Origin of the sequence: Vagococcus sp., assembly GCF_036639995.1 — a bacterium.
Lineage (GTDB): Bacteria > Bacillota > Bacilli > Lactobacillales > Vagococcaceae > Vagococcus.
Window position 1 is genome coordinate 1 of record NZ_JAVWHO010000036.1, and the last position, 25,664, is coordinate 25,664.

Here is a 25,664-nt window from a genome sequence, read left to right on the forward strand (position 1 = left end):
CCCTCAAATAACTCATGAGCTTGTTTTACACCATCTAAACTTAAAGGCAATTGATACCCGATTTTAACTTGAATACCATATTTTTCATAAAATGCAAGTAATCTTGGCATTGCTCGTTGATTAGTCATGTCTTTTGTTCGATTCAGCACCATCCCTGTAACTCCTGGTTTAGAACTAACGTCTGGCACACTATTTAAGCCAAGAATAGTTCCTTTATCTTTCACTAAGGCAATCGCTACATCTTCTCCCTGATTAAATAAAGAGGCATTAATAACATAATCTGCTTCGTTTTGGTGGGTGAGGATATCTTTTTCATTTCGATAATCAACCACACTATCTGCTCCCAATTCTTTTAGATATTCTGCGTTCTTTTGACTACCAACGGCAATAATTTTTATGTTTTTCTCTCTAGCTAATTGTAAAATGACACTTCCAACACTTCCTGAGGCACCAACAATTCCTAAAGTATCTCCGTCTTTCAACTCATAAAAATGAGGGTCAAGTGTCCATAATGCCGCCTCTGATACCATAGGAAAACTTGCCGCAACATCAAGACACATCCCCTTAGGAATTTTAAAGACATTTTTTTTAGCTGTTGCAACATATTCTGCATCTCCCCCACTTGGCAGTAAGGCTATCACTTTATCACCAACGTTTAAATTACTCGAAATCTCTCCCAGCTCAACAACTTCTCCTTGAACTTCATTCCCAAGAACTTTAAATGTTTCTAAGGGTTTATTTTTAGCAAATTGACCACTTCTAGCAGCAATATCAAAAGGATTAACACTAGTTCTTTCAACACGTATCAGGACTGTCTTTTTTTCAGTTAACGTGACATCTAACTCTTTTTCCTGAAACACATCCACATTGCCGTATTGATTAAAGCCAAATACTTTACTTAAAACCATGAATTCTCACTCCTTCTTCTTATTACACTTATTATAAATAAGTTATATCAATCATTCAATGAATCCGTCTCCCACAGCTGACAAATTATTTTAAAACGGCTCACAAGCATTTTTGTTTGGCTGTTTGTTAAACGAGCTAAGTTGATACGACAGCTTTGTGCATTTTCAGCATTTAAAAAACTTGGATAAACGGCCATCTGATGCTTTAATAATAAGTTCCAATCTTCTCTCACCAGCTTCCGTCCTTCATACGTTAACCAAGCATAATAACCTCCATCAGGAAATGAACATGTCAATTTCATTTCTAAATTAGCGTTCAACTCTTCTTCTAAAAAATCTTTTTTTTCCTTTAATTGATGTCTTAAATCTGCCAATTGCTTTAAAAATGTGTCATCTTTTAAAGCATGTGTCGCTAATACTTGTGGAAAAATGCTTAATTCACTTTCGTATTCGTCTCTTAATTTAATAACTTCATTTAAGACAAGACTTGGCGCGTCTATCCAACCAAGTTGCATTCTTTTTCCTAATATTTTGGATAAAGACCCTATATAAATAACAGTTTCAGGAGCTAATTCTTTTAATAACGGTAAAGCATGTGGGACATCATAAGAAAGTTGTCCAAACACATCATCTTCTATAATCGGGATTCTAAAAGTGCGGCAAATCTCCACTAATTTCTTTCGCCGCTTCAATGACATGGAACTTCCTGTTGGATTTTGAAAATTGGGATTAGTTAAAACCATTTGAATACTTTCAGTTTGTAGGACTTTTTCTAATTCTTCCACACATAAACCATTTGCATCAACTGGAATTTTAATGACTTTGATAGACATCGACTTAAACAATGACATCCCATTAAAAAAGGAAGGGTCTTCTATGGCCACAACATCTCCTGGTTTTAACAAACTTTGCATCAATAAAACTAGACTTTGTTGACCACCAGCAGTCAGCATAATTTCATCTTCCTTCGGCTGGTATTCATAGGTTTTGATCATTAAGTTTTGGATGGTTTGTCTTAATTCCAAATACCCCAAAGCAGAGACTTCTTCTTGTAAAAATTCTTTCCAATGAAAACTAGGTAAACTGATATTTGGCACTAAATCAAAAGGCAGCTCCCCTGTGTAAACATTTATCAAACGTGGGTTGTCTCGTTTAATTAATTCGTCCAACTTTTTGACATACGGGTCTTTTGTTAATCGTTTGTCTTTCATAAAAAAAAGAGGTCCATGATGATGACCACTGAAAGACTCCTTCGTTGTCCCTAAAACATAGGTTCCACTACTTGATTTTCTTTCAACAAAACCTTGAGCATAAAGTTCGTCGTACGCTCGAACAATAGTGCTTCTATTGACTCCTGACTCAATAGCTAAAGCTCTTTCTGATGGTAGTCTATCTCCCTTAAGTAATAGGCCTTCATCCATTTGTTTGATGATTTGATTCATAATTTGTCGATACAATGGAATTTTTCTACGTTTATCTATTCTAATTTCCATGTCATCACCTCTAACTTAATTATAGCATAAAAGTGGATGGGTCCAATTTTTTATAATTGGATGTAGGATTAAAACTAATTCGTGATAAACTAAAATCATAAGAAGTTAGGGGTGTTATTTATGGTTAAAAAAGTCTTAACAATTGCAGGCTCAGATGCTGGTGGTGGTGCTGGTATTCAAGCTGATTTAAAAACATTTGAGGAATATGGTACCTTTGGATTAAGCTCGATTACAAGTATTTTAACAGTTGATCCAAGTACTCAGCTTCCTACGATATTCCCTATGCCAATTGATATTTTAGAAAAACAAATTCAAACTGCCTTTTCAGGAGGCGCCCTTGATGCTGTTAAGATTGGCCTATTAGGAAGTCTTGAAGTAATCAGTGTTATTGAGAAATTTTTTAAGGAAAATAAACAAAAAAAAATTGTTCTTGATCCAGTTATGGCAGTCAAAGTAAATGATGATGTACTGCAACCTGAATTGGTTAATGCCATGATTCAACGTCTTGTCCCACTCGCTGATATAGTGACACCTAATTTGGTAGAAGCTAGAATACTGGCTCAGATGTCTGTTATTGAAACACAAGATCAGCTAAAAGAAGCTGCACAAAAAATTTATCAATTAGGTGCCAAATCTGTCGTTATAAAAGGTGGTTCTCGTTTTCCTGGTAGTGTTGCAACTGATTTATTTTATGATGGTCAAGAGTTTAAATTGGTTCACAATAAAAAAATTGACACATCAACAAATCACGGAGCTGGATGTTCTTTTGCAGCAGCTATCACTGCAGGTATCGCTAAAGGTTTGTCACCATATGACGCCGTATGTTTAGCAAAAGAATATGTTACAAGTGCAATTGAAAACGGTCTCTTTTTAAATAATTTTACAGGATACGTTTGGCACGGAGCTTACAATCAAGCAGAAAAAAGAATGACAAAAGGAGAGGATTAATTATGATTCATGTAAAAACAAATAAGTGGACGCTATCTGAAATTGTCTTAATGGGGTTATTTGCTTCACTCACAGTGGTAGGAACAAGCATTAGAGTACCTTTACCGGCTTTAGTTGGTAACCCATTTTTCCATTTCGGGATGCCTATTTTATGCTTAGCAGTTTTAACACTTGGCTTTGTTAAAGGGTCATTAGCTGGTGGGATTGGTTTTGCCATTTTTGATGTACTTAATGGTTTTGCACCTGAAGCACCTTACTTTATCTTAGAAAGTTTCGTTGTTGGTGGTGCGCTAACTCTTGCTTACTTCCAATTTAAACACTTTAAAAACAAAGTTTGGTTCATTCCAACAATTATGGCTTTTGCTGCCATTGCCAAAATTACAATGACCTTTTTAAAAAATTTAATGGTTCAACTATTAATGGGAGCTTCATTTGGAGTTTCTGTCACAGCAAGTATTGGAACACTTTATATTACGGTTATTAATGCTTTTGCTGCGATTATTATTGTATCCATTCTTTATCCGCCAATCAGCAAATTAACAACTAAAATGTTACGTAAATAAAAAAAATGACACAAAATCAGTGCTTTTTAATAGTCTTTTATAAATAAAAATGAACGTTAGCACAACTATTTACTTTAAAAATAAGACATATCATATTTAAACAATAAAAAGTCACTATTCCAAAACGGAATAGTGACTTTGTTATATTATTTTTATAATAAATCTTTTAACTCATAAAACCCAATATTTAATTTCGTTCTTGCGTTATCCACTGATACATCAATTTGGTCTTTAGAAATCGATGATAGGGCTGTTTTTGTATCCTTTAATGCTGTTAAATAAATACTCATCTCTTCTGAATCAGTCTCCACTGTTTCTGTTTCTTTCAACGCTTTTTCAACATCTCTTTTAGCAGCCTCTGTTAATGCTCTGCGTCTAGTTGAGCACATTTCATGCACTGAACCATCTAATCGTTTCGTGATACTTTTAAGTGTTGCTTGCATTTCTTTGTTTGTTTTCATTCTTTTATTCCCCATCCCTTAAATTATTTTTTTAGCGCCTCATATTCTCTTTTTAACATCGAATAAATAATCTGATCTAGTAAACCTCGTTCTTCCTTATGGTTCTCTCTTAATACTCCTTCACGAACCATACCTAGACTTTCATAAAAATGAATCCCAACTTCATTGTCATGATAAACATCTAGCCAAACTTTATTCACATTTAATTCTTCAAATGCTAACTCAAAAATACGTTGAAAAACCTCACGACCATACCCTTTATTTTTTGAATCAATCGCAATTCGTCTTAACTCAAATCGTTCTGACTCAGGGTCTAAAACATATAAAACAAAACCTATACGCTTCAACTCTTCTTTTGTTTTAATGATAAACAATCCCTTTAGAGGATTAGCTATTTCTGCTAAGTGCTCCTCATATGTTCCTCTAAAAATAAATAGACGGTTATCAGGATGTTGTTCAAACGAAATGATAGTTTCAATGTCATCCTTTGTAGCAGGCGTGATAAATAAACGGTTTGTTTCCATAAATAAACCTCCTGATTAGAATAAAGCCCTTTAAACTGAGTATAGCCTCTTTCTGATAAACAAACAAAATATATGCAACAAAAGTACCATTCTAAAATGGCATAGGAGAAATTACTTTTATATGTGACTAATAAAACAAGTTCGACATTTGTTGATATTCTTCCAACAACATGGCATAAATAATTTGGTCTAAAAACCCGCGTTCTGATTTATAATTTTGTCTTAAAACACCTTCTCTTGTCATACCTAAAGACTCATAGAGCTTTATTCCTACTTCATTGTCTGGATAAACATCTAACCAAAATCGGTTCATCTTCAATGTTTCAAAAGCATATCTTAATATCTCTTGCATGACTTCTCGCCCGTATCCTAAACCTTTTTCAACGATAGCAATGCGCCTTAATTCAAAAATTTCAGAGGCTTTATCTAATCTACCTAAAGCATACCCAATAATTTTTGCTGTCTCTTTTGTTTTAAACACCCATAAAACATGATTCGGATCAGTTATTTCTGCTAAGTGTTCTTCGTAAGTACCAATCCATAGGTAATCCCGATTATCTTTGTGGGATTCAATCTCAATAATAGTATCAATATCACTTGCATTGGCATCAAGAATCTGTAATCTTTTAGTTTCCATCTAATTTCCTCCAATTATTTTACTAAAAAAACAACCGAAACACTTTTATAAAAAGCTCTCGATTGTTTATTTTTAATCCCTTATTTGGTCTTTTGGTATTAACTCGTAATCAAACATCACTTCTGAATGATTATCCCAAATTAAGGTTTGGTCTAAAACTTCTTTTGTTTCTCTATCCAATGTTTCTCGGTATATTTTTGAAACACGGAAGAATTTATCCCCTTCTGGTTTGAAGTGATGATCTTCTTCCACTAATTGATACGTCCAAGGAAATTCCTTCTCGCTTCTAAGTTCTGCATGGAGCTCTTCTCCTTCACACCATAACATTAATTGGAATGTTTGATCTGTGGTATTTTTAAATCGATAATCCACATTATTATAACTTACTGATGTACCAGCACTTAGCGGTACTCTTTTTCCTTCATCTGGGGCTAGAGCATCCGAATGGGTATGAAACTCTGTAATTTCTAGAGGACTGTGAACAATTAATAAATGAATGGTATTAGCCAAGTTACAAATACCACCGCCAATGCCTAAAACTAATTGATTTTTTTCAATGACACGTCCTGCTTTATACCCTCTTTTTTCTGTAATTCTACCAACAGGTTTCCAAAACGAGAACACTTCTCCTGGTTTAATTAATAGCCCGTTGAGTTTTTTACACGCAATGTCAATATTGTTAGCTTTATTTAATTGGGACTCCAGATTCACGCCTTTTGCGCGTTTTATCATATTAGAATGGTGCTCAGATACAATATTGGGCAAGACATCACTTTGAAAATTCGAGGCAAATACGTCTTTTCTTTTCATATCTTGCAAATGACGTTTAGCAATTTCTTTTTGAAGGGAGATTGCATAACACGTTGGGTTAATATCGCAAAATAGTAAGTCCTTATTCCAAAATACCATTTAGTCTTGCCCCTTTCTGACAATATCGCCAATTCGATTTTGATAGGTTTTATTCCGTTGATAAAAATTTAGTAATACTTTTTCAATGTTTCGTCTAATACCAATTTTCACTTCATCTTCATAACGCATATATTTAACTAAAATGTTAGCCATTCCACTTAAATTTGCCCCATAAATATCCGTAAACAATTGATCTCCCACCATGACAGCTTCGTTCTTTTCAATGCCTAACATCTCAACAGCTTTAAAATAATTATCTGTTTTAGGTTTATCAGCCAAGCTAATGAAAGGAGCGTCAATGTTCTCAAGAAAACTAATAATTCGTTCATCAGAATTATTAGATAACAGCAAGGTTTTTAGACCTAGGCCATGAATCTCTTGAAACAAAGCGTCCACCTCTTTTGTCGACTCTTCTCCGTGATGAACTAAGGTATTATCAATATCAAAAATAATACCTTTGTATCCCTTATTTTGTAATTTTTCATAATCTATTGCAAAAACACTATCCACATATTCGTACGGATAAAATAATTTAAACATAAGTCATTTCCTCCAAAAATTTTAACAACTGGTCTTTAAGTAATCACAAACTAAATCAACTTGCTCACTAAAAGCACCTTCAAATTTATTTTCAAAAAAAGCGCCGCCAATAGTAAAACCCCACGAATCAGCTGTTTTTACCGTGTCGATTCGTTGATAACTATTGATACTACCAGCCACACAAACAGGGGCATCCACTTGAGCTACCAACTTCTCAATTAAACGACCTTTATCTCCTGTATAGCGATAGGCTAATAAATCAACCCCGTAAACGCCTTTTTGAAGATATTCATTCGCCTCAGCGACCATCTCTTCCACTGAACCTTCTAAAACAGATGGGTGTTCTGTTACTTTACCAACAAACGGCATATATTTTAACTGACTTTTTTGACAAAAATCATTAATTGAATCAAAAAATAACGTCCCCATTAAAATATCACATCCGCACTCTACAGCCATTTTGGCGCCCTTCATACATTCTTCTTCCGTATAGGCAACAACTTCTAGTACTGTTTTCTTACCGTTTTCTTTCATATAAGAAAAAAGTTCCTTCATCTGGCTAATCGGAAGTCCCGTATCTTTAAATCCCCAAAATTCAGCTTTTGAGTGTTTACATTGATCAAAAATCTCATAGGCATTCTCAACTGTTTCGTCGTTATGTGTTAACATCACAACTAACTCTGGATGACGTTTCGTCATAATATACTTCCCCTTTTTCACTTCTTCTTTTTCACAATATTTTAACCCATTCTTTTATAAAAAAATTGAAAAACAAACTAATTTTTCAATAATTAAAGTATTTTCTTGTGACAATTTTAATTATATAGTATTTGACTGTCAATCACAATATGTGTGTTATTTAAGAAGATATTTGAACATAAGCAAACAAAAAAACAGACTAACTCGAAGTCTGTTTTAAGATGTTTTTTGATTCTTTGGCATAATAAAAGTTAATAAGAGCGCAAGAACAGAAAAACCAAATATGACATACATCGCACTCATTAAACCAAATTTATCTCCAGTAAAACCAATAATTGGCGCAAATAACCCACCGACACTGACTGATAGCCCAAGAGATATTCCAGAAGCTAAGCCTATTCGATTAGGAACAAACGACTGACCTAACGCAATTAACGAGCCGTAAGTACAGTTCATCGCAAAACTAATTGGAATAATCAATATGGTAAAAATTAATGGCGTACTTGCATAGATCATTACTAACATTAACGGAGCTAACAAAGAAAAACCAAATTTGATAAGTCTTCCCAATCCAAACCGATCTGCTAAACGTCCACCGACTAATGTGGCAACAACACCAACAAGAGAGTAAACCGTTAAGTTCATATTAGCACGTGGTTCGCTCATGCTAAATTGACTAATCAAAAACAGTGGAATAAACGTCATTAACGCATACAAAAGAATGGAACGACAAAACACCAAACTTGAAACTTTTGAAAAAGACACCCAATCATCTCTTTGTGTCACTGCTTTTTCTTGATTTAATTCATCAGCTGTTTTTTTCGGTGTGAATGCTTTTAATTTTTGATTAAACCCTAGCATAATTACCGACATAATAACTGCTGGTATTAATAAAACAATGGTTCCCTTAATTCCCCAAATAGATAAAGCAAGTGACGTGATAATAGGGCCAATAGCAAAACCTAAATTTCCTCCTACAGCAAAAATACTCATACCACTCCCCTTTTTAGCACCTGCCACATAATTGGCAATTTTGCCACCTTCAGGATGAAACATCGCAATCCCAACTCCAGAAAGTGATGCCAATAAACAACTAATAATATATGATGAACTAAAGCCAAGTAGAGCAACTCCGCTTCCGGCAAGTAAAATGCCTAGACTCATAAACCAAGGTCGTGATTTTTTATCTCCTAAATAACCAATTAACGGTTGAATAAATGAAGAGACAAGATTGGCAGCTAAGACTAAACTAGCAGCTGAAGCGTAACTTAAATTTTGTTGAGCAATTAAAAACGGGATAATTGCTGGTAGTGCCCCTTGATTAATATCTGTAAACAAATGACCAAACATCAATAAATAGCGATACATTTTATTTTCTTCTTGTTCCACTTAACCACTTCTTTCTTTTTTAAAAATTACGAGCTGTTTTTATTGTTAACATCTCAACTACATCATCTGACTCATTTTGATAGTAGTGCTTTTTATTTGCTGGTATACGCAAGGTATCTCCTTTTTGTAGTTCAATATGAGTATGGTCATATTGAGTTAATACTGTACCAGAAAGAATAAAAACAATTTCATCATTTTTATGACAAAAAAACTCACCGTTCAACGTTTTAGTTTTAGGTTCAATATGAACAAGAGCAAGACGAATGCTTGATTTCATGACCTCAGGTGTCAAAATGTTATGATACGTTTGTTTATCTACCTCATTATAAAAAACATTCTCTCGTTGACAGGCTCTTAAAACCAAAGACTCCTCATCAATTTCTTCTGATAAAAACTCAGAGAGTGACATACCAAGCGTCTTAGCTAAATTTTCTAAAACAGACAATGTGGGATTAGCTAAATTACGCTCAATTTGACTGATTAGCGCTGTACTCAAGCCTGTTTCTTGAGCCATTTGAGCAATGGTTAACTGATTTTTTTGCCGATAAGACACAACTTTACTTGAAATATTCGTTAGATTCATAAAATACCTCCTCAAAAAGTATCCTAGCAAAATTCTTATATCATGTAAATATATTTAACAATATTAATTATAATTAACAACATAACTAAAAAAGAGCTGATTAAGAATTGCTCTTTAAGGCAACATTTAATCAACTCTTTCTTTTACTGCTTAGCAGAGCCATTCCCATGACCTGGTCGATAATTACTAGCTTCGGCTTCTGAAATCAAACTAAAATTCCCTGGTATTTTCACTTGCCCATATGTTAAGCCACTTGTTACTTTTAAATATTTATAACCAGCTGGAGCTTGGTGCCACCCATCTGATGAAACACTGGATTCTTTTTGACTATTTTCGGCTGCTCGTCTTGCTTCTTCTTGAGCTTTCTGTGCTTGTTCTTTAGCTTCTTTTTCAGCCTGTGCTTTTTCTTCTGCAATTTTTTTATTACTATTCTTTAAAAAACTGTCATAATCAGATTTTTGTCCATCGTAATTTGTTTTCAAATCACCTGGTTGATACTCTTTTAACGCTAAAGAATCATTCAACTGATTAAGATGATTCGTTAAACCTGTCTTTTCTTCCGTTGTTAATTTTCCATCAGCTACTAATTTTTCAATGGAAGTTGCTAAATCACGAGATTTTTCTTCATTATCTTTAAAGTCTGTTTCTGTTTTATCTCGTTTATCTGAAACACTACTTAAAAGACTATCCGAATCACTTTTCCGTTTTTTTATAACCGCTAAGTCATCTGCGTCTTTAAAAAATTGCGTATTTTCTTTTCTATCCTTTTCTAAAGATTTTTTATCAGATTCAAAAACATATTTTTTTTCAGATAGTTTAGCTGATTCCTCATTAATAGTCTTTAACGCTAAGGAAAGCTCTTTGGCTTCTTTTTGGTTTCCATGAATTTTTAAAGAGAGTGTTTTTGCTGCATCAGCCACCTCTCTAACTGGTTTAACTTTTTTTGCTTCTTTTACTTTAGTTAATTGTGTTTCAAGTTCTTTTGCTTCTTGTTTATCTGCTTTTAAAATGAATGGTTCATCTAATTTTTTTATTAATTTTTTAACATCACCTGAAAGTGTCGCATGTTCTTCTTTTGCTACATTTGATTCTTCTGAAACTAAGTTAGTTTCAACCTTATCTAATACTTTCTTTTCTTGGCTTATGATGCCGTTTAGAGACTCTCTGTTATCTTTATTTTTAGCCTTATCAAATGAAACTAGCATGTTTTCTAAAGTTTCTTCATCTTTAGTTGAAATAAATTCTGAATCAAGAGCCTGTTTCACTTTAACTTCTTGTTGTTTTTGTTGATCGTATATTTCTTGATACGCTTGATTATCAACAGAAGTTGCTATAACACCAATCGTTGAAAAAGATAAAGCAATCCCTAATAACGTTTGTCTTAATTTCATTATTGTTCACCTTCACTGACTAACAAGTCATACCTTTGTTTTATTTGATTAATACTCTCTTTAAAACTGTTATCCACTTCTTTAGCCTTTAAAAAATTTATTAACTTATCAGGCTCATCTTTAAATTCTTGAGATAGTTTATAATCAATAAAACACACAAGTTCTTTGTTTTTAATGATTTCAGGTTCTGATTTTTTCAAGTAATCATAAACTTTGTCATAATTTTTACTAACTACTTTTCCTTTTATAGCATAAAAAAAAGCCAGTCCCATTGCTAAAGCAAAAATGACCAAAGGATTCACTCGAATACTATCTATCCATACAAATAAACTTGCTCCCACTATTAAGGCAATTGAAAAAATGATTGTTTTCTTTTCATATTTTTTTTGAGCCTCATAATGAGATACCATCCCTAAATACTCTTCCATTTTCCTAACTCCTAACATTAGTTATTTAATTACATGATAGCGTCTTCACAACTTTCTTTCAAGTTCATTACTATAATAATCGTAAAAATAGAGGTAACCATTCGTTTTCTTTTTTTTTCTGAATTATGCCTATTATCTGTTTTAACTATTTACTAACACAGACGTTATTACATTAGATGTTTCTTACTAAGAAAAACAATAGTTTTTTAAGATAAATATTCATCAAAATTTTAATTTAGTTACAAACAGTTGTATAGGCAACTTTTAATATGAAACGACTAAACCACTTATAGCACCATTTTCAATTAACCTTAAAACATTAAACGTTGCTAAAAAAAAATATTTTAAATTTTTTTGCCTTGTAACGAATTAAAACCTCTGCTAGAATTCAAAACCTCTTGTTTTTTTATCACACCGTTCTTATCAAGAAAAATAAATGAACTGATACATTTATCTTTTTTTAGTGTGATAGAAATTCAAAAAAAAACAGACTTATCTCTTTTTTTTAATAAAAATAAGAAGTTTTTTTTAACCTCATTACGCTACTAGTTATTTTAAAATCACTTACAAAAAAAATTATATTTATTTATATCAAATACTCTCAAAAGTAAATAATTATAAAAAAGTGTTGCGTGGGAAACTGTATAGTAAAGGATTAAAAATCATGAAAGGGGAGCATTTGATGTTAGAATATTACATTAATCCAAAAGAACAACAAAAACTAGATATTTTTAAACGTATTTTATACTCAGACCAAGGTCGAGTTGCAAAAGATCTAATGGATACCTTTGATTTAAAGAATGAAACCTATCGCCGTTATATAAAAGAGCTGCAGGATGATTTAAAGTTTCTTTTTAAAAAGAAAGTTGTATTAAAAGAAAACTCCAAAAAAAAATTACAAATTTTTATTCAAGCAGACATTACAATCAATTATATTATTACAGTTCTCCGCTTAGATTACGTCAAAAAAAGCTCTCTTTATATCACCATGTTTGCGCTACTAAAGAAAAGATATTACTCCATTTCAGAAATTGCTTATGATTTAAATTTTAGCGAACCTACTATTTATAAAACGCTCTCTCAAATCAAAAGTTTACTTTTACGTTTTGAAGGAGAAATTAACCTTAAAACAAATTTTAATTTTGACGGCAACGAACTTGGTGTTCGTTATTTTCTTTATCTTACCTATTGGAATTTTTTTAATGTTGTTGATGATAACCCTTTCTCAAAGCAATTACCACTTGAATTTACCGACATTGATTATTTAATTGACAGCTTTAAAATAAAAAAAGCTCTCTCAAACACACAACGAACACGATTAACTATGATGACTGGCATTGTGTCTTATCGTTTAGTATATTACAAGAGAACATATGAAATGAGCGATAATTTCAAAAAAGATATTCTGCTTTTTTATGGCGGGAAACCCTGTTTAAATCTATCAAAATTCAATGTTTGTCCCCAAATAATTGAAGATGAATCTATATTACTTAGTTTTCTCGCTCGTGGTCTGATTTCAGATTTAGACTCTTTTGAAGAAAAAGAAAAAATAGTTAAACGCTATTTAACTTCAAATCTATCTGTTGCAACTGATATCGAACGATTTTTAGAACTATTCAAAACTTATCTATCCTTTGATTATGGTTACCGAAATTACATTGAGTCGTACTATTTACTTATATTCACTTATATTTATGAGAAACATATAGGATTCAAAGTCGATCAATTTTTAAACGTTTCACTTGATCGAAGTTTAGACTCATTTCAATCCAAAAAGGAATATAAAAAAATATTACCAAAACTCGAAGAATTACTTCTTCACTTGCCTTTAAATTTTCCGATTAATTCATTAGAAAAAGATAAATTTATTTCTCTACTATATATTATTTACGAAATGAATCGTCAAACAAAACCTGTTTCCATCTACATTATGCACACATCTGGCATCTTAAATACTGCATATGTCAAAAGCATCCTACTTCAGTTTTTCAACAAGAATTTAATTAGTTTTTGTGACGATATTGAAGAAGCAGACATCATTGTTTCTGATGCCCATGAAAGTAGCTCCACATCAAAAAAGTCCTTTTATTTCGAGAATGTCTTTAACCAAGATACTTGGACAAATCTTATTTCTTTTATTTCCAGCTACTTATACAAAAAAACATTTGAATAATTTTCACCAATAAAAATAAACCACTTATCACAAAAAATTTAAGTCATTTTCATGATAAATGGTTTATTTTTTGAAGTTACCCAGACTGACGTAATCTCTTTTTCAGGAAGAATATTAGTACTCTAAAAAAATCAGATTTCCCTTACAATTAAAGGATATCATTAATCAGCTTACTTTATTTATAATAAACTGGCTAATTTTTACCTAAAAAATAATAATTTAAGATTTATCCGCTACATCCTTAAACTTAAAAAAAGTTCTAGTTTTCTTATCAATTATCAAGTATTCTTTCTCAATGAAGGAAACATCTTGAAGCATGCTGACAATCATCAATTTATGATAATTCGTTTTTTCTAATGCCGTTGCCTCTAAAATTTCATCTAAATCAATGGGTCTATTTTCTCGAATCAGTAAATCTAACACGTTATTTTCTAACTTTTTTTGACTTTTCATACAACCTCTTAACTTATTTCTTTTTAGTTTTTTTCTTACTTTTCTTTTTCTTGCTCTTTCTTTTTTTCTTTTTCTTTTTCATTAAAAAAACGGTAAATAACAAGCCTATAACTATTGCCACTAATACAGAAACTATTAGATATAACCAAAGAGATGATTCTACCTCAATAGTGACATCTTTTTTATTTAACTCTTTAGCTTCTTTTGATCCTATTTCAAAATCTTTCGTAAACTTCCAAGATTTGTCACCTGATTTTGCCATCATATTTAACGTATAATTTCCAGATTCTAACCTTTCACCATTCAAAGAAACTGGATATGCAAAAGAACTATTAGGGGCCATTTGCATATTTTCTTTTTTTGACGTATATAACTTTTCTTTACTGCCTTTTTTGGTAATCGTCGACTCAACAGATAAACGATTCAGATAACGGGCCTCTGGATTCTTTAAAGTAACATTAATCACATTTCTAGCATTCACTTGACTAGCTTCAACTTTATCTAACTCAAGAGCTGGTTTAAGTTCTTTTTCATTTTCTCGTAAGACAACGGCGACAACATAAGCATACCTATTTTCTATTGCCAATCCTTGTTTCTTGGTTTCTTTTTTCTTTGTTTTTTCCTTCTCTTTTTCTTGTAACGTGATACCACCTGCCAAAATTCCATCAAATGATTCCTTTGGCATATGAAGTTCCAATTCTAAATCAATAGCTTTTTTAGCTGGAATTGCCACTTCTTTTTCTTTTATTTTTAACAGTGTTGATATATCATACGGAGCTGTTTGATCTAATTTATTATTTGAAACCCCATATTCAACCACCCCATTTAAGTTTGTTGTGGCAGGTTTTATAACTGGCTCTACGATTACTTCCTGGTTTGTCTCATTACGCATATGAATTTTCAACGTTTGTTTTTGATTTGGAGATACTTTTAAATCAAAATAAGTATTTTCTTTGTCGAATTGATTCTCAGGCAATACCGGCTCTACGCTAAATTTTAATTCAGATGCCTCACTTGTTTTCCCAATCAAGACACTTATTAACACAACTAGTATCAAAATCAGCGATTTCTTATTTTTTCTCATTTAATTAAATCCTCTTTCTAAAAAATAATAGATACCAGTTGAAACAAGAAGAAAGAGACTGTAGCAGAACTACTACAGACTCTTCTCTTCAACTAAAAGCAGTTTATTTCTTTTACTTTTAACTATTTCTCTTCATTTTCTGGTATATCAGTGAGTGTCCAAGTCAATGTTGTTTTGTATGTATCCGTGTCCTTAGCTGTTGCACCTGGAACACTTAATTCAATACTTTCAGCTTTAGTCACATCATTTCCAAATCGGTAAACCCATGTTCCAAAACCTTCACCTTTAGCTGCGGACATAACATTTTCAGCTACGCCTGTCCCATCAGATTTTAGTGAAAAACTTGACTTAACAATACTTGGAGCTTTAGATGTCGACACTGAATCAACTACCGCTTTTTTAAACGTAATTTCAGCACCGGTTAACTCTCTACCACTTTTTTCTGCTTTAAATTGACCATTTTGTTTAACACTCAAAGCCCAACCTTTTTCACCACCACGTTTGTCTGTCACTTGAGCGTAATTAGGAACAGGATTGGCTTCATCCACTATGCCATCTTCGCCAAATAACAATTGTGGTTTTGCGTAGTACACTTTGTCTTTAACAGAAATCAATTGTTCACCAAAATCTAAGATAGAGGCATAGTCTAAACTTAGCGGACCGTTTGTTCCTGGTTCAATTGGTTTTTCTGGATCTGTTGGATCTACTGGTTTAACCGGTTTTTCTGGATCAGGATCTGTTGGGTTTGTTGGATCTGTTGGAGATTCATCTTCAATAAATTTAACTTGTGCATCTGTTTTACGATTTGCTGGTAATAATCCAGGTGCCGCGACTGCTTGAGTTGCACCTATTAAAAGCGTTGTACTAATTAAAGCGATTGTGATATTTGATTTCATTCTGTATTCTCCTTTTTTAGTTACCGTTATTTATCATTATTTGGAACATCAGTAAGTGTCCAAAGCAATTTAGTTTCGTATTTCACCGCATCTTTTGGTGTTTTACCTGGAATAGATAAAGAAATATTAGTATTCTTTTGAACTTGTTTGCCTTCTACTTCTACCATACTTAACGAACCAAAACGATCTACCCACGTACCAGCACCAGAATCAATAGCTGCTGACATAACTTTCACTGATTCACCGGGAACAATATCAAGCATATCAAAGGTTTCAGGAGCCACAACGTTTTCCATATTAGAAACAGCCACACCATTTTTAAAAGATAATTTTGAACCTGTCAATTTTTTATTTAACGTACTATCATTTTTAAATTGATCTTCTTGTTTTAATGACAATGACCATCCTGCATTAGTTCCTCTTTTATCTGTAATTTGGACATAATGAGGTCTTGCAGAAGCAGGATCAAAATCTGTTTTATCTTCATTCCATAAAAATTGTGGTTCTGCGAAATAAACCATGTCCTTATTTGTAATTTTATTATTTCCAAAATCTAAACTTGAAGCAAAATCAATACTTAATGGTCCATCTGTACCTGGATTTGGTTTATGATCTGGTGTTGTTGGATCCCATGGAAATACAGGTTTATCTGGATCAGGATTTTCCGGATCTGTTGGATCAGTTGGGTTACTATCTGGTGTAAACTGAATCATTCCACCACTTTCATAATTTCTTAAGTAATCTTCCTCCTCAGCAAATGTTACTGTAGCAGTGATTGGTAGCACTACAGCTACTAATGCCATACTTTTAATTATTTTTGATTTCATTTTTCATATCCCCTTTTTTCTTTATTAACCATAGAAAGAACCCCAAAATAGGAATTATTTCTAAAATCACATCATTACGTTGCTGTTTTTCTCCTGTCTTAGGAAGTAGACGTTTTCTAAAGCTAGCCGTACTGTTGGCAGGAGCATTTATAATGACCTTGCCTGTTTTAGGTATATCACTGCTTGACGACGTGTCACTTGATTCTTTAGGATACTCATAGGACCCATAAAAACCAATACTTCCTCGGGAGTCATACTCCTTACTCTCCTCAGCATATGTCATAGAACTACCCATTATTAAGAGGCTAGCAAGAAGTAAAAAGGTAAAGTGATACATATTACGTTTTATTTTCATGCGCTTCTCCTAACCTCCATTCAAAGGCACATCCTCCAGTGCCCATTGAATCGTTCCAGAATAATTACCAGCAGCAGCTTTTCCTGCCTTCACTTTTAGAATAGGCCCCTTCTCAAGACCTGACCAAAAGGATGAAATATCAACTGGTTGTGTATTAATTGTTTCGTTTTCCATAATATTAATGGCATTACCTATACTAAACTCGTCTTCTTGATTATTTTGTTTGTAATACAAACTATTTTTTAAAACATAGTCATCTTGATTGGTTAGCTCTTTAAGTAGTGTTGCGGTCATACGCCATTTTTTATGATCACCTCTAAAATCTTGAACAACTAACTGACTTTTCTGTGACAAGATTGGATAAGTTTTATCCGTTGTTTCAATAGTTAAGTTGTCACCAAAATTTAAAACTTCTGGGGCAGAAACAAACACCAACTCGCCTTTTTTGTAGTAAAAATAAATATCTGAAGAACCCTCAGAATAAATACCACTTGTATTTCCTGAATCATGATCTAATACATAACCATTAATTTTTAGTGCATCTTCTTGATATGGCACACCTAGTTCACCTGTTATTTTTTTGGTAGGAGCCACATCAATATCCGTCTCTAATTCTTTATAAAACACATTAAGCGTTTGGACTTTTGGTTTTGTAATATTAACACTCACTTTATTAGAACGTAAGAACATCACCGAGTCTTCCAAATAACCAAAACTGGTCGAAACTTCTCTTTCAACAGAAGCGTCTTCTACATTAGTTTCTAATTCAATCACTAATTCCTGTTTAGAAGCTAAATATTTTTTTATATTTACTGTTAACAAATTATCAATAAGAGAAAATTCGTTTGAATCTAATAGTTTCCCATCAATGGTGAGTGAGTTATCAATATATGTCAGCTCTTGAGGAATTTCCAAAGTAACTTGGGAATTTTTATCATCAATAAAGTCATTTTCCACATTTAACTTATTTTTGATGAAAAGTTTGTCACCTTTTCCAGCTTCAACTTCAGTCATATACTCACCATCAGTACGTCTAATTTCTGCCTTTGATGTCACATTTGAAGGTATCTCAGTAATTGCCAAAGAATTTTCTTCAAAGAAAGCACCTGTTGATGAAGTAAATCCCCAATACACACTTGTTGAACCAAATTGAGACAACAAATTACTAACAACATAAGACTTACTTCCAATGCCTTCTAAATCATAGGTCAGCTTCTGCTCCTTAGCATTCCATTTAACAATTAATGTTCGCCAGCTGTTATTAGAAAGGTACGTAGGTGCAACCGTTACACCAGAATGCTCTCCTGTATAACTTTGATTATTAATTTTTGGTGTAACAAATGCCACATGACCATACCCCTTGTTATCTGTCGTAATTTCTCTGTCCATTCGATCGGAATTTCCTTGGTTTTTGTACGTATCAAACTCTATTGATAACGCATTTCTAATATAGGGTTGATTATATCCAGATGAATACGCACCAATTCCTACCCCAGTTGAACCAATAACATTCGTTGGATAAACAGTCATCCTAGGATCATTAGTCAAAGTAAACGTCATCCCATCAGCAGCATTAGCATATTGATCACCAAGATACAAATAGCTTTTAAACGTAAAATCTGAAAGTAAACTAATCTGTTCTTTTGACCAAATGGCTCCTCTTTGGGTTTTCTTAGCTGGATTTAATTGCAGTAATTTTCCATTTTCTAAAATACTTGTACTCGTACCAATCGGGGCTTGAAAAATTTTATTAATAGGTAAAATATCAGGATCATCAGGTAAGGACATCATTCTAGTTAAACTAGAAGTATTATGTGAGACAACATTTTGAAAACTGCTTCTTGTTGCAAAAGTTTCATCTTCATTCTCTACAACTTGAACGGTTATTTCAGATGACTCATTTTTTTCATTTTCAGCAGAAAAAGAATATTCACCTATAGCTAAAAACTGACCCACAATAATAACGGACTGGCTCATCATGTTTTCTTTTATGGTAAGTACAAGTTGCTGTTCATTACTTTTAATAACAAATTTTTCTAATATGGAAGCATTTTTCTGTTTTATCTGTTGCTCATTGACTTTAAAGTTGGTGGGGTAATTAACTATCAAGACATGTTCATCATTATCTAAAACGGATAATGATACTTCCATATCTTTAAATACATCTACTGAATCAATGGGCTCAGTAAATGTATCATTAGCTGCTTCAACTATACGGGGTAAACTAACACAGCCAATCAAAAAAATAAACATTAGATAAATCGCTAATTTATTAATTATTATTGGTCTTTTCAACTTTCTCCTCCTTTCTAAAATCATAAAAAAAGTGAAGTGTTTCTCATAACAATGCATGTTTTCTAGTTATAACAAACAGCCTCAACGCTAGGCCTATTTTCACTTAAAAAAGTAAAAAATTGTTACAACTACACTTCTCAATGCATCGTATCAGAAAAACTTCACAAGTATTTATATTAGATTGAGATAAAAAAAAGCATGAAAATATAAAATAATTAAAAAACAAGATAAAAATGTTTTATATAAACTCAAAAAACAAGCAAATAAATCTTTCAATGTTATTTATAAATCATAACTAATGATCTAGATTATCTGCTTAAAATTTTTAATCTCTATTTTTTTTAAAAAACAAACTTATAACCGGTATTTGGTACGTTATAAATAAATTTTATGTTTATCTTGTTGCGCTCAAATTTACTTCTAAGTTGTGCCACAATAGCGCCAACCATATTTCTTTTCTCTTTATCATACCTACCACCCCAAATTGTGGCATAAATAGTTTCATAATCAACAACCTTATTCTTATTTGAAATAAGTAATTTAGCTAAAATGAATTGCTTACTCGATAGAGAAACTTCTAGATTATCGACCCACATTTTTTCTAATTCACTCTCTAGAATAATTTCAATTTTTCTTTTTTCTTCAGATATATCTGATTTTTTCTTATTTTGGTAACTACTTTGCTTATTTTTTCGAGACCTTTCAGGAAACTTTACACTATCTTTTGAAGGAATAACCTCAACCTTCTCTTCTTTAATATCTTTTATCCTCCTTAAGAGATTAAATATAACTAATTCAATCTCTCTCATTGATTGCTTATCATCGAAAAAGCCATCAATCCCAATATTCAGAAAAACTTCCCTCTCAATTGCAATATACGGTTTTGAATAAATCCAAATCGGCACATCTGTTATATTTCTTATCTTTAATATTAAGGAACATGTCTCAATCGTTGTTTCTTTGTCTGTATCTACAACTAGCAAAATCCCTTTAACTGATTTCAACTTTTTTAATTCTTTCTCATCATTAAAAATAGCTGTACTCAACAGTTTAATCACTAAAAAAGTCGAATTGAAAGACGTTACAAATTTTTCAGATTGTTCATTTAAAGCATCTTGGCTGATCACTACTAGTTGATTATTTTTTTGTTCTTCTCTCATTTGTCATAACCTCTTTCAATTTTTAAATAAAAAAAGTCTAATGTAGAATAAATCTTCACTAGACAGTTGAAATGACTTACTCAACGAATGGGAGACAATAATTCGCATGCAGTAAATAGAAATATTTTCATTAAGTTTTAGCATTTCATTACAAACTAATCTTTATGTGCTTATATTACGCTAAATATTGCTCCAAATTTTATATTCTTTTGCAAAAAACAGTTGCTAAACAATATAAAATTAACTGCTTGATAAATAAAAAAAAGCCTAAGGACTATTCTTTAAGCTTTTCGTATTAGTGATATACAGAAATTAATTCTATTTTGTCTTTAATAGCAAGAACATTAAGAACAATATTAAAAGTAGTATAATTAATAAAGGAATCAAATTGTTACCTTTCTCTAAAAAAATGATATAAATCCATGTAGCAGGAAATAACTTTCCTTGAATTGGTAACACTTTTTTATTTATCGTATTTAATACCTCCTATATAAATTATAAAACATGACGTAAGGTTACAAGCAATAGAATAAATAAAAAAACAATGTGAATAAATCACATTGCATTTTATGCTTCTAGTATTAATTATCTTTTAAACGTAAATAAATCACCTTAAAATAATCAAAAGCTTTTACTACACTATCTTTAATTTTATGAACCTTTTACATAATAAATTTTAAGCACCTACTAAATCTAAAAATAAACTGATATCCTTAGAATATACATACTTGCTAAATTGTTCACTAATAACCTCACTAGTATTTCGATAAGCCAACGTCGGTGTATTCGGAACAGCATAAAAATAGAGTTTTGTTTCTGATTCATAACGTATAGGCTTTTCAATACTTGTAAAATCGGTTCCCTCAATAGTATTTCCAACGTCTGCAGCCACATCAATAATTAAACAATTTTCCTTCATTTTTTTCTGCTCATTTTTTGAGATAATTGATTTTCCAGTATTTCCAACGTCTATCCCATTAATTACAACATCAAACTGACTTATCTCCGTTTTAAACTCAAACATTGTTTTTCTATAAAACATCCTTACGTTATCCGAAAATTTTGATATAGCATGAAACGCTCCTTGAGAAACGTTCCCAGATCCTAGTATAGCAATCTTGACAGTATTTGTTGGCAAAATCCCATAATTTAACAGCGCATGAATTGTCCCTGCGTACCCTGCGTAAAAACTATTTTGATAAACAAAATCTTCTGGAACCCAATTCGGACTATATTCTTCGTTTTTGAAAAAAACTGTTGGTCTTTTATTATCTAAATCTACTACAATCAAGTTTTTAGGAATAGCCTGATCAATCATAAACTGTTTGCCTGATCCCTTTGGATGTGTCCACCCTATAATTATTTGATTTTCTTGAATATACTTATAATCATCAGGTTGTAATAATTTTAAAGAAAAAATCCCTCTGCATGTTTTAAAAATTTCGCTACGCGCTAAAATTACTGCACCTTTTTTTTCATAATCTCGATCAGTAATATTTAGATGTTCGCCAAAACCGGACTCAATAAAAATGTCATTTTTAAAGTTATCGATATGTCCAGGGAGCAGTGGCACTCTTTGTTCATTTGGAAAATTTGATTTAATAAATCCTAACTTCATAATATTTTCCTCCTTGTACATAACAAGTGTCATAGCACCTATCCTAAGTATACTCTTAATTTAATACAATATCTTAGATATGAGTAGTTACTCACTATTTTTATTTGACTTCGTTCTTTACATTTTAAAGAACAAACTTATAGCCAGTATTTGGTACATTGTAAATAAATTTTGTACTTATCTTATTACGTTCAAATTTACTTCTAAGTTGAGCAACAATAGCTCCAACCATATTTCGTTTATCCTTATCATATTCGCCACCCCAAATTGTCACATAAATTGTGGCATAATCAACAACCTTATTTTTATTGGAAATAAGCAACTCTGCTAAAACAAATTGTTTACTTGATAATAATACTTCTAAATCGTTTACCCAAATATTTTCCAATTCACTGTCTAAAACAATTTCTACTTTTCTTTTTTCTTCCAATTTTTCATTATATACATTATTATTTTTTCTGTTTTGATAATTATTTCGTTTGTTTTTTGAAGTCATTTCAGGCAAATCCAAAATATTTTTTGTCTTATTAATCTCTACATCCTTCTCCTTTGCTCGTTTTAAAAGGTTTAATATAATTAATTCAATTTCTCTCATCGATTGATCATCACTGAAAAAACCATCAATACCAATGTTCAAGAAAACTTCTCTTTCAATAGCTAAATATGGTTTTGAGTAAAGCCATATCGGTGCTTTCGTTATATCTCTAATTTTTAAAATTAAGGAACACGTTTCTATAGTTGTTTCTTTATCAGTATCCACAACTAATATAATACCTTTTACTTTTTTTAACTTATTTAATTCATTTTCATCATCAAAAATAATTGTGCTCATCAATTGAATTGTTAAAAAACTTGAATCAAAAGACGTTACAAATTTTTCAGATTGTTTATTTAAAACGTCTTGACTGATCACTACTAATTGATTATTTATTTTTTCTGTTTTCATTTGTCATAACCTCTTTCAATTTTTTTAAGTCTAATGTAGAGACTCTTTACTAGACAGGTAAAACGACTTACTCGACGAATGGAGATAACAATTCGCTTTTAATAAACAAAACACTTTTATTTAAGTTTCAGCTTTTCGCTATTATTTGATTTTTATGTGTTTATATAACACTAAGCTCTTTGTGAACAATTATTTAAATAGCAAAATAAAATTAATATATTTTCATAAAAATATTTATCTATCCAATGTAAAATGATTTTTTTAAAAAAAAAGGAGGCCGACTTTGAAAGTCTGCCTCTTCCAGCTCTTAATTATATAATAATTAAGTGTTTATGTGATTTTATTAACATATGGTTAGTCAATTGTTAAAAATAAGCAATAAAAATATTGTTTGTTATAATCAATAAAAGCTTGATCATCTTTAATTCTATGCAATTGCAAGTTTATAACCAGTATTTGGTACATTATAAATAAATTTAGTGTTTATTTTATTTCTTTCAAATTTACTTCTAAGCTGAGCTACAACAGCTCCGACCATATTTCGCTTTTCTTTATCATATTCTTCATCCCAAATAGTTGTGTAAATTGTTTCATAATCCACAATCTTATTTTTATTAGAAATTAATAGTTCAGCTAATATAAATTGTTTATTTGATAATGGGATTTCTATGTTGTTTATCCAAATATGTTCATCTTCATCATCTAAAATCATTGCTACACTCTTTTTATATTCTTTTTTTTCTTTTATTTCTTCAAGAATAGGCATTTTATCTTCATCTAGAGTTTCTACTGATACTTTTGTTTTATTTTTATCAGACATAAACAGTACATCTTTAGAAATACTTGTTTGTTTCACATGTCCTTTTAGACTATTTGTTCGTCTTAATAAGTTTAAAATAGTTAACTCTACTTCACGCATACTTTGATTTTCATCAAAAAAACCGTCGATTCCAATATTTAAAAAAACTTCTCTTTCAATTGCTAAATAAGGTTTTGAATAAAGCCATATTGGTAAATCTGTAATATTTCTTATTCTTAATATAGTCGAACATGTTTCGATTGTTGATTCTTTTTCTGTATCAACAATCAATAAAATTGCTTTAATTTTTTTTAGCTTATCCAGTTCTTTTTCATCTTCAAAAATGTTTGTACTCATCAACTTTATATTTAGAAAACTTGAATCAAAAGATGTAACAAATTTTTCTGATTGTTTATTTAAAACATCTTGGCTAATTACTACTAGTTGATTATTATCTTTTACTTCATTCATTTTTATTCAAACCTCTTTCAATTTTTATAAAAAGTCTAATAGAAATTTAACTACATCAAACTTTAGAAATGACTTCTTAGCGAATGGGAGTGAATACACTCCTTATTAATAAATCGGATGTATTCTCATTAAGTTTTAGTCTTTTCATTAGGATATATTTATCTACACGCCTATATTACTCTAGGTCATATATTGAAATTTATAATATATTGTACACATCTGTTTCTAATTATTCAAAATATAACAAATGTGTCAAATACATTAATAGTTGTTTTGTGAAATAATGAATATAAACTAACAAAACAATAGTTAAATTACTTTTTCTATCTTCTTTTTGTCTATAAAATTTTTAAGGTTTTAATTATTCTTTTAATATTGATTCATACTCTTTTACTCATTGATAGTATTTTAATACAAGTAAGTAAAGTGGAATTTAGAAGAAATAAAGACTTTTTTTAACTTCCACTTCATTATTTAAAGCAATATTTTAAACTTTTAAAATTCCAGTTATTTTATCTACACATATCTATTTTCATTTCTTTAAAAAGGTATAGCTATAGGTGTCACAGTAACTCCATATTTTATGACAGTAACCTTGTCCATAATGGTGTCGTTATCATAAGGCATCAACTCTGCACGATAATCAGTAAAGCCTACATATTTTAAATAATCCGGATTTCCATTATCAATTTTTGATAATAATTCATCTTTATCATTATATAGTTTAAAAGCAATTTTATTAGGAACATTTATAGGATCACCCATTTTAACATCGTATATAATTTCATCCAGAGGTATATTTTGCTCTATACGTTCTGTCTGTCCATTTATATCTCTTACATAGTAATAGTCAATAATATTAGGGTTATTATTAATAAGTGAACCATCACTGTACGTTAGAAGATCGATTGAATTAACTGGTAATAAACTATACTTATCTACAAATTGTATTATTAATTTAGCAGAATTATCAGTATATACGTATATTACATCCACTGCCGTTTCTGATATTAAACCACTAGGTTCTCCAATGATTTCTTTAATCGTATAACCTGGTATTTCTTTTTCTTCCGACACATATGAATCACCTACATTACCAGTTAAAACTTCTGGG

At 31.3% G+C, this 25,664-nt stretch carries 26 protein-coding genes; 3 read left to right on the forward strand and 23 right to left on the reverse strand.

The genetic code is table 11. The features are described 5' to 3' along the window. Together RR554_RS09045 and RR554_RS09050 are read right to left on the reverse strand one after the other, a co-directional pair. A partial coding sequence (locus RR554_RS09045) for an NADP-dependent oxidoreductase (protein WP_332463969.1) occupies positions 1-908 on the reverse strand: 908 nt, incomplete at its 3' end. A gap of 47 nt (positions 909-955) precedes the next feature. Next, the gene (locus tag RR554_RS09050) at positions 956-2,401 is read right to left on the reverse strand and encodes an aminotransferase-like domain-containing protein (protein WP_332463968.1); all 1,446 of its coding nucleotides are present in this window, start codon (positions 2,399-2,401) and stop codon (positions 956-958) included. 120 nt (positions 2,402-2,521) lie between these two features. On the opposite strand from RR554_RS09050, the gene thiD reads away from it, so the two are divergent. Together thiD and RR554_RS09060 are read left to right on the forward strand one after the other, a co-directional pair. Further along, the gene (gene thiD, locus RR554_RS09055) at positions 2,522-3,349 is read left to right on the forward strand and encodes a bifunctional hydroxymethylpyrimidine kinase/phosphomethylpyrimidine kinase (protein WP_332467864.1); all 828 of its coding nucleotides are present in this window, start codon (positions 2,522-2,524) and stop codon (positions 3,347-3,349) included. Positions 3,350-3,351: 2 nt separating this feature from the next. After that, entirely contained in the window at positions 3,352-3,912 is a 561-nt protein-coding gene (locus RR554_RS09060) for an ECF transporter S component (protein WP_332463966.1), read from the forward strand. 152 nt (positions 3,913-4,064) lie between these two features. On the opposite strand, the gene RR554_RS09065 is transcribed toward RR554_RS09060, so the two are convergent. The 10 genes from RR554_RS09065 to RR554_RS09110 all read right to left on the reverse strand — a co-directional run bounded on the left by RR554_RS09065 (position 4,065) and on the right by RR554_RS09110 (position 11,473). Further along, positions 4,065-4,373: a hypothetical protein gene (locus RR554_RS09065; RefSeq protein WP_332463965.1), complete on the reverse strand. Its 309-nt coding sequence runs from the start codon at positions 4,371-4,373 to the stop codon at positions 4,065-4,067. 23 nt (positions 4,374-4,396) lie between these two features. Continuing rightward, complete coding sequence (locus RR554_RS09070) at positions 4,397-4,897, reverse strand: GNAT family N-acetyltransferase (protein ID WP_332463964.1); 501 nt, start codon at positions 4,895-4,897, stop codon at positions 4,397-4,399. A 127-nt stretch (positions 4,898-5,024) separates the two neighbouring features. Then, on the reverse strand, positions 5,025-5,534 hold the full coding sequence (locus tag RR554_RS09075; protein WP_332463963.1) for a GNAT family N-acetyltransferase: 510 nt from the start codon (positions 5,532-5,534) through the stop codon (positions 5,025-5,027). Between the two features lie 72 nt (positions 5,535-5,606). After that, entirely contained in the window at positions 5,607-6,443 is an 837-nt protein-coding gene (locus RR554_RS09080) for a VanW family protein (RefSeq protein WP_332463962.1), read from the reverse strand. Continuing rightward, positions 6,444-6,983: a YqeG family HAD IIIA-type phosphatase gene (locus tag RR554_RS09085; protein ID WP_332463961.1), complete on the reverse strand. Its 540-nt coding sequence runs from the start codon at positions 6,981-6,983 to the stop codon at positions 6,444-6,446. It abuts the gene before it with no gap. A 21-nt stretch (positions 6,984-7,004) separates the two neighbouring features. Further along, positions 7,005-7,682, reverse strand: coding sequence for a hypothetical protein (locus RR554_RS09090; RefSeq protein WP_332463960.1), 678 nt, complete (start codon positions 7,680-7,682; stop codon positions 7,005-7,007). Positions 7,683-7,898: 216 nt separating this feature from the next. Continuing rightward, complete coding sequence (locus tag RR554_RS09095; RefSeq protein ID WP_332463959.1) at positions 7,899-9,071, reverse strand: MFS transporter; 1,173 nt, start codon at positions 9,069-9,071, stop codon at positions 7,899-7,901. Positions 9,072-9,090: 19 nt separating this feature from the next. Then, positions 9,091-9,654, reverse strand: a complete 564-nt coding sequence (locus tag RR554_RS09100) for a helix-turn-helix domain-containing protein (RefSeq protein WP_332463958.1) — start codon at positions 9,652-9,654, stop codon at positions 9,091-9,093. Positions 9,655-9,797: 143 nt separating this feature from the next. After that, positions 9,798-11,045: a hypothetical protein gene (locus tag RR554_RS09105; protein WP_332467865.1), complete on the reverse strand. Its 1,248-nt coding sequence runs from the start codon at positions 11,043-11,045 to the stop codon at positions 9,798-9,800. After that, positions 11,045-11,473, reverse strand: coding sequence for a hypothetical protein (locus tag RR554_RS09110; protein WP_332463956.1), 429 nt, complete (start codon positions 11,471-11,473; stop codon positions 11,045-11,047). Before RR554_RS09110 ends, RR554_RS09105 begins: the two co-directional genes overlap by 1 nt. A 682-nt stretch (positions 11,474-12,155) precedes the next feature. On the opposite strand from RR554_RS09110, the gene RR554_RS09115 reads away from it, so the two are divergent. After that, on the forward strand, positions 12,156-13,646 hold the full coding sequence (locus RR554_RS09115; RefSeq protein ID WP_332467872.1) for a helix-turn-helix domain-containing protein: 1,491 nt from the start codon (positions 12,156-12,158) through the stop codon (positions 13,644-13,646). Positions 13,647-13,865: 219 nt separating this feature from the next. Here the strand turns inward: RR554_RS09115 and RR554_RS09120 are convergent, their stop codons facing one another. From RR554_RS09120 to RR554_RS09170, 11 genes are all read right to left on the reverse strand, one after another. Further along, positions 13,866-14,099, reverse strand: coding sequence for a hypothetical protein (locus RR554_RS09120; RefSeq protein WP_332463954.1), 234 nt, complete (start codon positions 14,097-14,099; stop codon positions 13,866-13,868). A gap of 13 nt (positions 14,100-14,112) precedes the next feature. Continuing rightward, entirely contained in the window at positions 14,113-15,183 is a 1,071-nt protein-coding gene (locus RR554_RS09125) for a DUF916 and DUF3324 domain-containing protein (RefSeq protein ID WP_332467866.1), read from the reverse strand. A gap of 122 nt (positions 15,184-15,305) precedes the next feature. Next, positions 15,306-16,079: a WxL domain-containing protein gene (locus tag RR554_RS09130; RefSeq protein ID WP_332463952.1), complete on the reverse strand. Its 774-nt coding sequence runs from the start codon at positions 16,077-16,079 to the stop codon at positions 15,306-15,308. Positions 16,080-16,105: 26 nt separating this feature from the next. After that, positions 16,106-16,906: a WxL domain-containing protein gene (locus RR554_RS09135; RefSeq protein ID WP_332467867.1), complete on the reverse strand. Its 801-nt coding sequence runs from the start codon at positions 16,904-16,906 to the stop codon at positions 16,106-16,108. Continuing rightward, a complete protein-coding gene (locus tag RR554_RS09140; protein ID WP_332467868.1) occupies positions 16,887-17,261 on the reverse strand; it encodes a hypothetical protein in 375 nt (124 codons plus the stop codon). The genes RR554_RS09135 and RR554_RS09140 overlap by 20 nt, the downstream gene beginning before the upstream one ends. A 9-nt stretch (positions 17,262-17,270) precedes the next feature. Beyond that, complete coding sequence (locus RR554_RS09145) at positions 17,271-19,556, reverse strand: lectin-like domain-containing protein (RefSeq protein ID WP_332467869.1); 2,286 nt, start codon at positions 19,554-19,556, stop codon at positions 17,271-17,273. Between the two features lie 341 nt (positions 19,557-19,897). Then, the gene (locus RR554_RS09150) at positions 19,898-20,716 is read right to left on the reverse strand and encodes a response regulator transcription factor (RefSeq protein WP_332463948.1); all 819 of its coding nucleotides are present in this window, start codon (positions 20,714-20,716) and stop codon (positions 19,898-19,900) included. Between the two features lie 676 nt (positions 20,717-21,392). Next, complete coding sequence (locus tag RR554_RS09155; RefSeq protein ID WP_332467870.1) at positions 21,393-22,334, reverse strand: N(5)-(carboxyethyl)ornithine synthase; 942 nt, start codon at positions 22,332-22,334, stop codon at positions 21,393-21,395. Between the two features lie 124 nt (positions 22,335-22,458). Next, on the reverse strand, positions 22,459-23,280 hold the full coding sequence (locus RR554_RS09160) for a winged helix-turn-helix domain-containing protein (RefSeq protein WP_332467871.1): 822 nt from the start codon (positions 23,278-23,280) through the stop codon (positions 22,459-22,461). A 427-nt stretch (positions 23,281-23,707) separates the two neighbouring features. Further along, entirely contained in the window at positions 23,708-24,550 is an 843-nt protein-coding gene (locus tag RR554_RS09165; protein WP_332463945.1) for a winged helix-turn-helix domain-containing protein, read from the reverse strand. 540 nt (positions 24,551-25,090) lie between these two features. Then, positions 25,091-25,664: MucBP domain-containing protein (locus tag RR554_RS09170; RefSeq protein ID WP_332463944.1), on the reverse strand; the 574-nt coding region annotated here is incomplete at its 5' end.

Excerpts from the sequence above, each read along its gene's own strand:
- RR554_RS09060 (WP_332463966.1), top strand. The coding sequence starts at position 3,352 with ATGATTCATGTAAAAACAAATAAGTGGACGCTATCTGAAATTGTCTTA.
- RR554_RS09105 (WP_332467865.1), bottom strand. The coding sequence starts at position 11,045 with ATGAAATTAAGACAAACGTTATTAGGGATTGCTTTATCTTTTTCAACG.
- RR554_RS09100 (WP_332463958.1), bottom strand. The coding sequence starts at position 9,654 with ATGAATCTAACGAATATTTCAAGTAAAGTTGTGTCTTATCGGCAAAAA.
- RR554_RS09155 (WP_332467870.1), bottom strand. The coding sequence starts at position 22,334 with ATGAAGTTAGGATTTATTAAATCAAATTTTCCAAATGAACAAAGAGTG.
- RR554_RS09150 (WP_332463948.1), bottom strand. The coding sequence starts at position 20,716 with ATGAGAGAAGAACAAAAAAATAATCAACTAGTAGTGATCAGCCAAGAT.
- RR554_RS09130 (WP_332463952.1), bottom strand. The coding sequence starts at position 16,079 with ATGAAATCAAATATCACAATCGCTTTAATTAGTACAACGCTTTTAATA.
- RR554_RS09065 (WP_332463965.1), bottom strand. The coding sequence starts at position 4,373 with ATGAAAACAAACAAAGAAATGCAAGCAACACTTAAAAGTATCACGAAA.
- RR554_RS09080 (WP_332463962.1), bottom strand. The coding sequence starts at position 6,443 with ATGGTATTTTGGAATAAGGACTTACTATTTTGCGATATTAACCCAACG.
- RR554_RS09115 (WP_332467872.1), top strand. The coding sequence starts at position 12,156 with ATGTTAGAATATTACATTAATCCAAAAGAACAACAAAAACTAGATATT.
- RR554_RS09140 (WP_332467868.1), bottom strand. The coding sequence starts at position 17,261 with ATGAAAATAAAACGTAATATGTATCACTTTACCTTTTTACTTCTTGCT.
- RR554_RS09110 (WP_332463956.1), bottom strand. The coding sequence starts at position 11,473 with ATGGAAGAGTATTTAGGGATGGTATCTCATTATGAGGCTCAAAAAAAA.
- RR554_RS09090 (WP_332463960.1), bottom strand. The coding sequence starts at position 7,682 with ATGACGAAACGTCATCCAGAGTTAGTTGTGATGTTAACACATAACGAC.
- RR554_RS09160 (WP_332467871.1), bottom strand. The coding sequence starts at position 23,280 with ATGAAAACAGAAAAAATAAATAATCAATTAGTAGTGATCAGTCAAGAC.
- RR554_RS09120 (WP_332463954.1), bottom strand. The coding sequence starts at position 14,099 with ATGAAAAGTCAAAAAAAGTTAGAAAATAACGTGTTAGATTTACTGATT.
- RR554_RS09125 (WP_332467866.1), bottom strand. The coding sequence starts at position 15,183 with ATGAGAAAAAATAAGAAATCGCTGATTTTGATACTAGTTGTGTTAATA.
- RR554_RS09070 (WP_332463964.1), bottom strand. The coding sequence starts at position 4,897 with ATGGAAACAAACCGTTTATTTATCACGCCTGCTACAAAGGATGACATT.
- RR554_RS09050 (WP_332463968.1), bottom strand. The coding sequence starts at position 2,401 with ATGGAAATTAGAATAGATAAACGTAGAAAAATTCCATTGTATCGACAA.
- RR554_RS09075 (WP_332463963.1), bottom strand. The coding sequence starts at position 5,534 with ATGGAAACTAAAAGATTACAGATTCTTGATGCCAATGCAAGTGATATT.
- thiD (WP_332467864.1), top strand. The coding sequence starts at position 2,522 with ATGGTTAAAAAAGTCTTAACAATTGCAGGCTCAGATGCTGGTGGTGGT.
- RR554_RS09135 (WP_332467867.1), bottom strand. The coding sequence starts at position 16,906 with ATGAAATCAAAAATAATTAAAAGTATGGCATTAGTAGCTGTAGTGCTA.
- RR554_RS09085 (WP_332463961.1), bottom strand. The coding sequence starts at position 6,983 with ATGTTTAAATTATTTTATCCGTACGAATATGTGGATAGTGTTTTTGCA.
- RR554_RS09165 (WP_332463945.1), bottom strand. The coding sequence starts at position 24,550 with ATGAATGAAGTAAAAGATAATAATCAACTAGTAGTAATTAGCCAAGAT.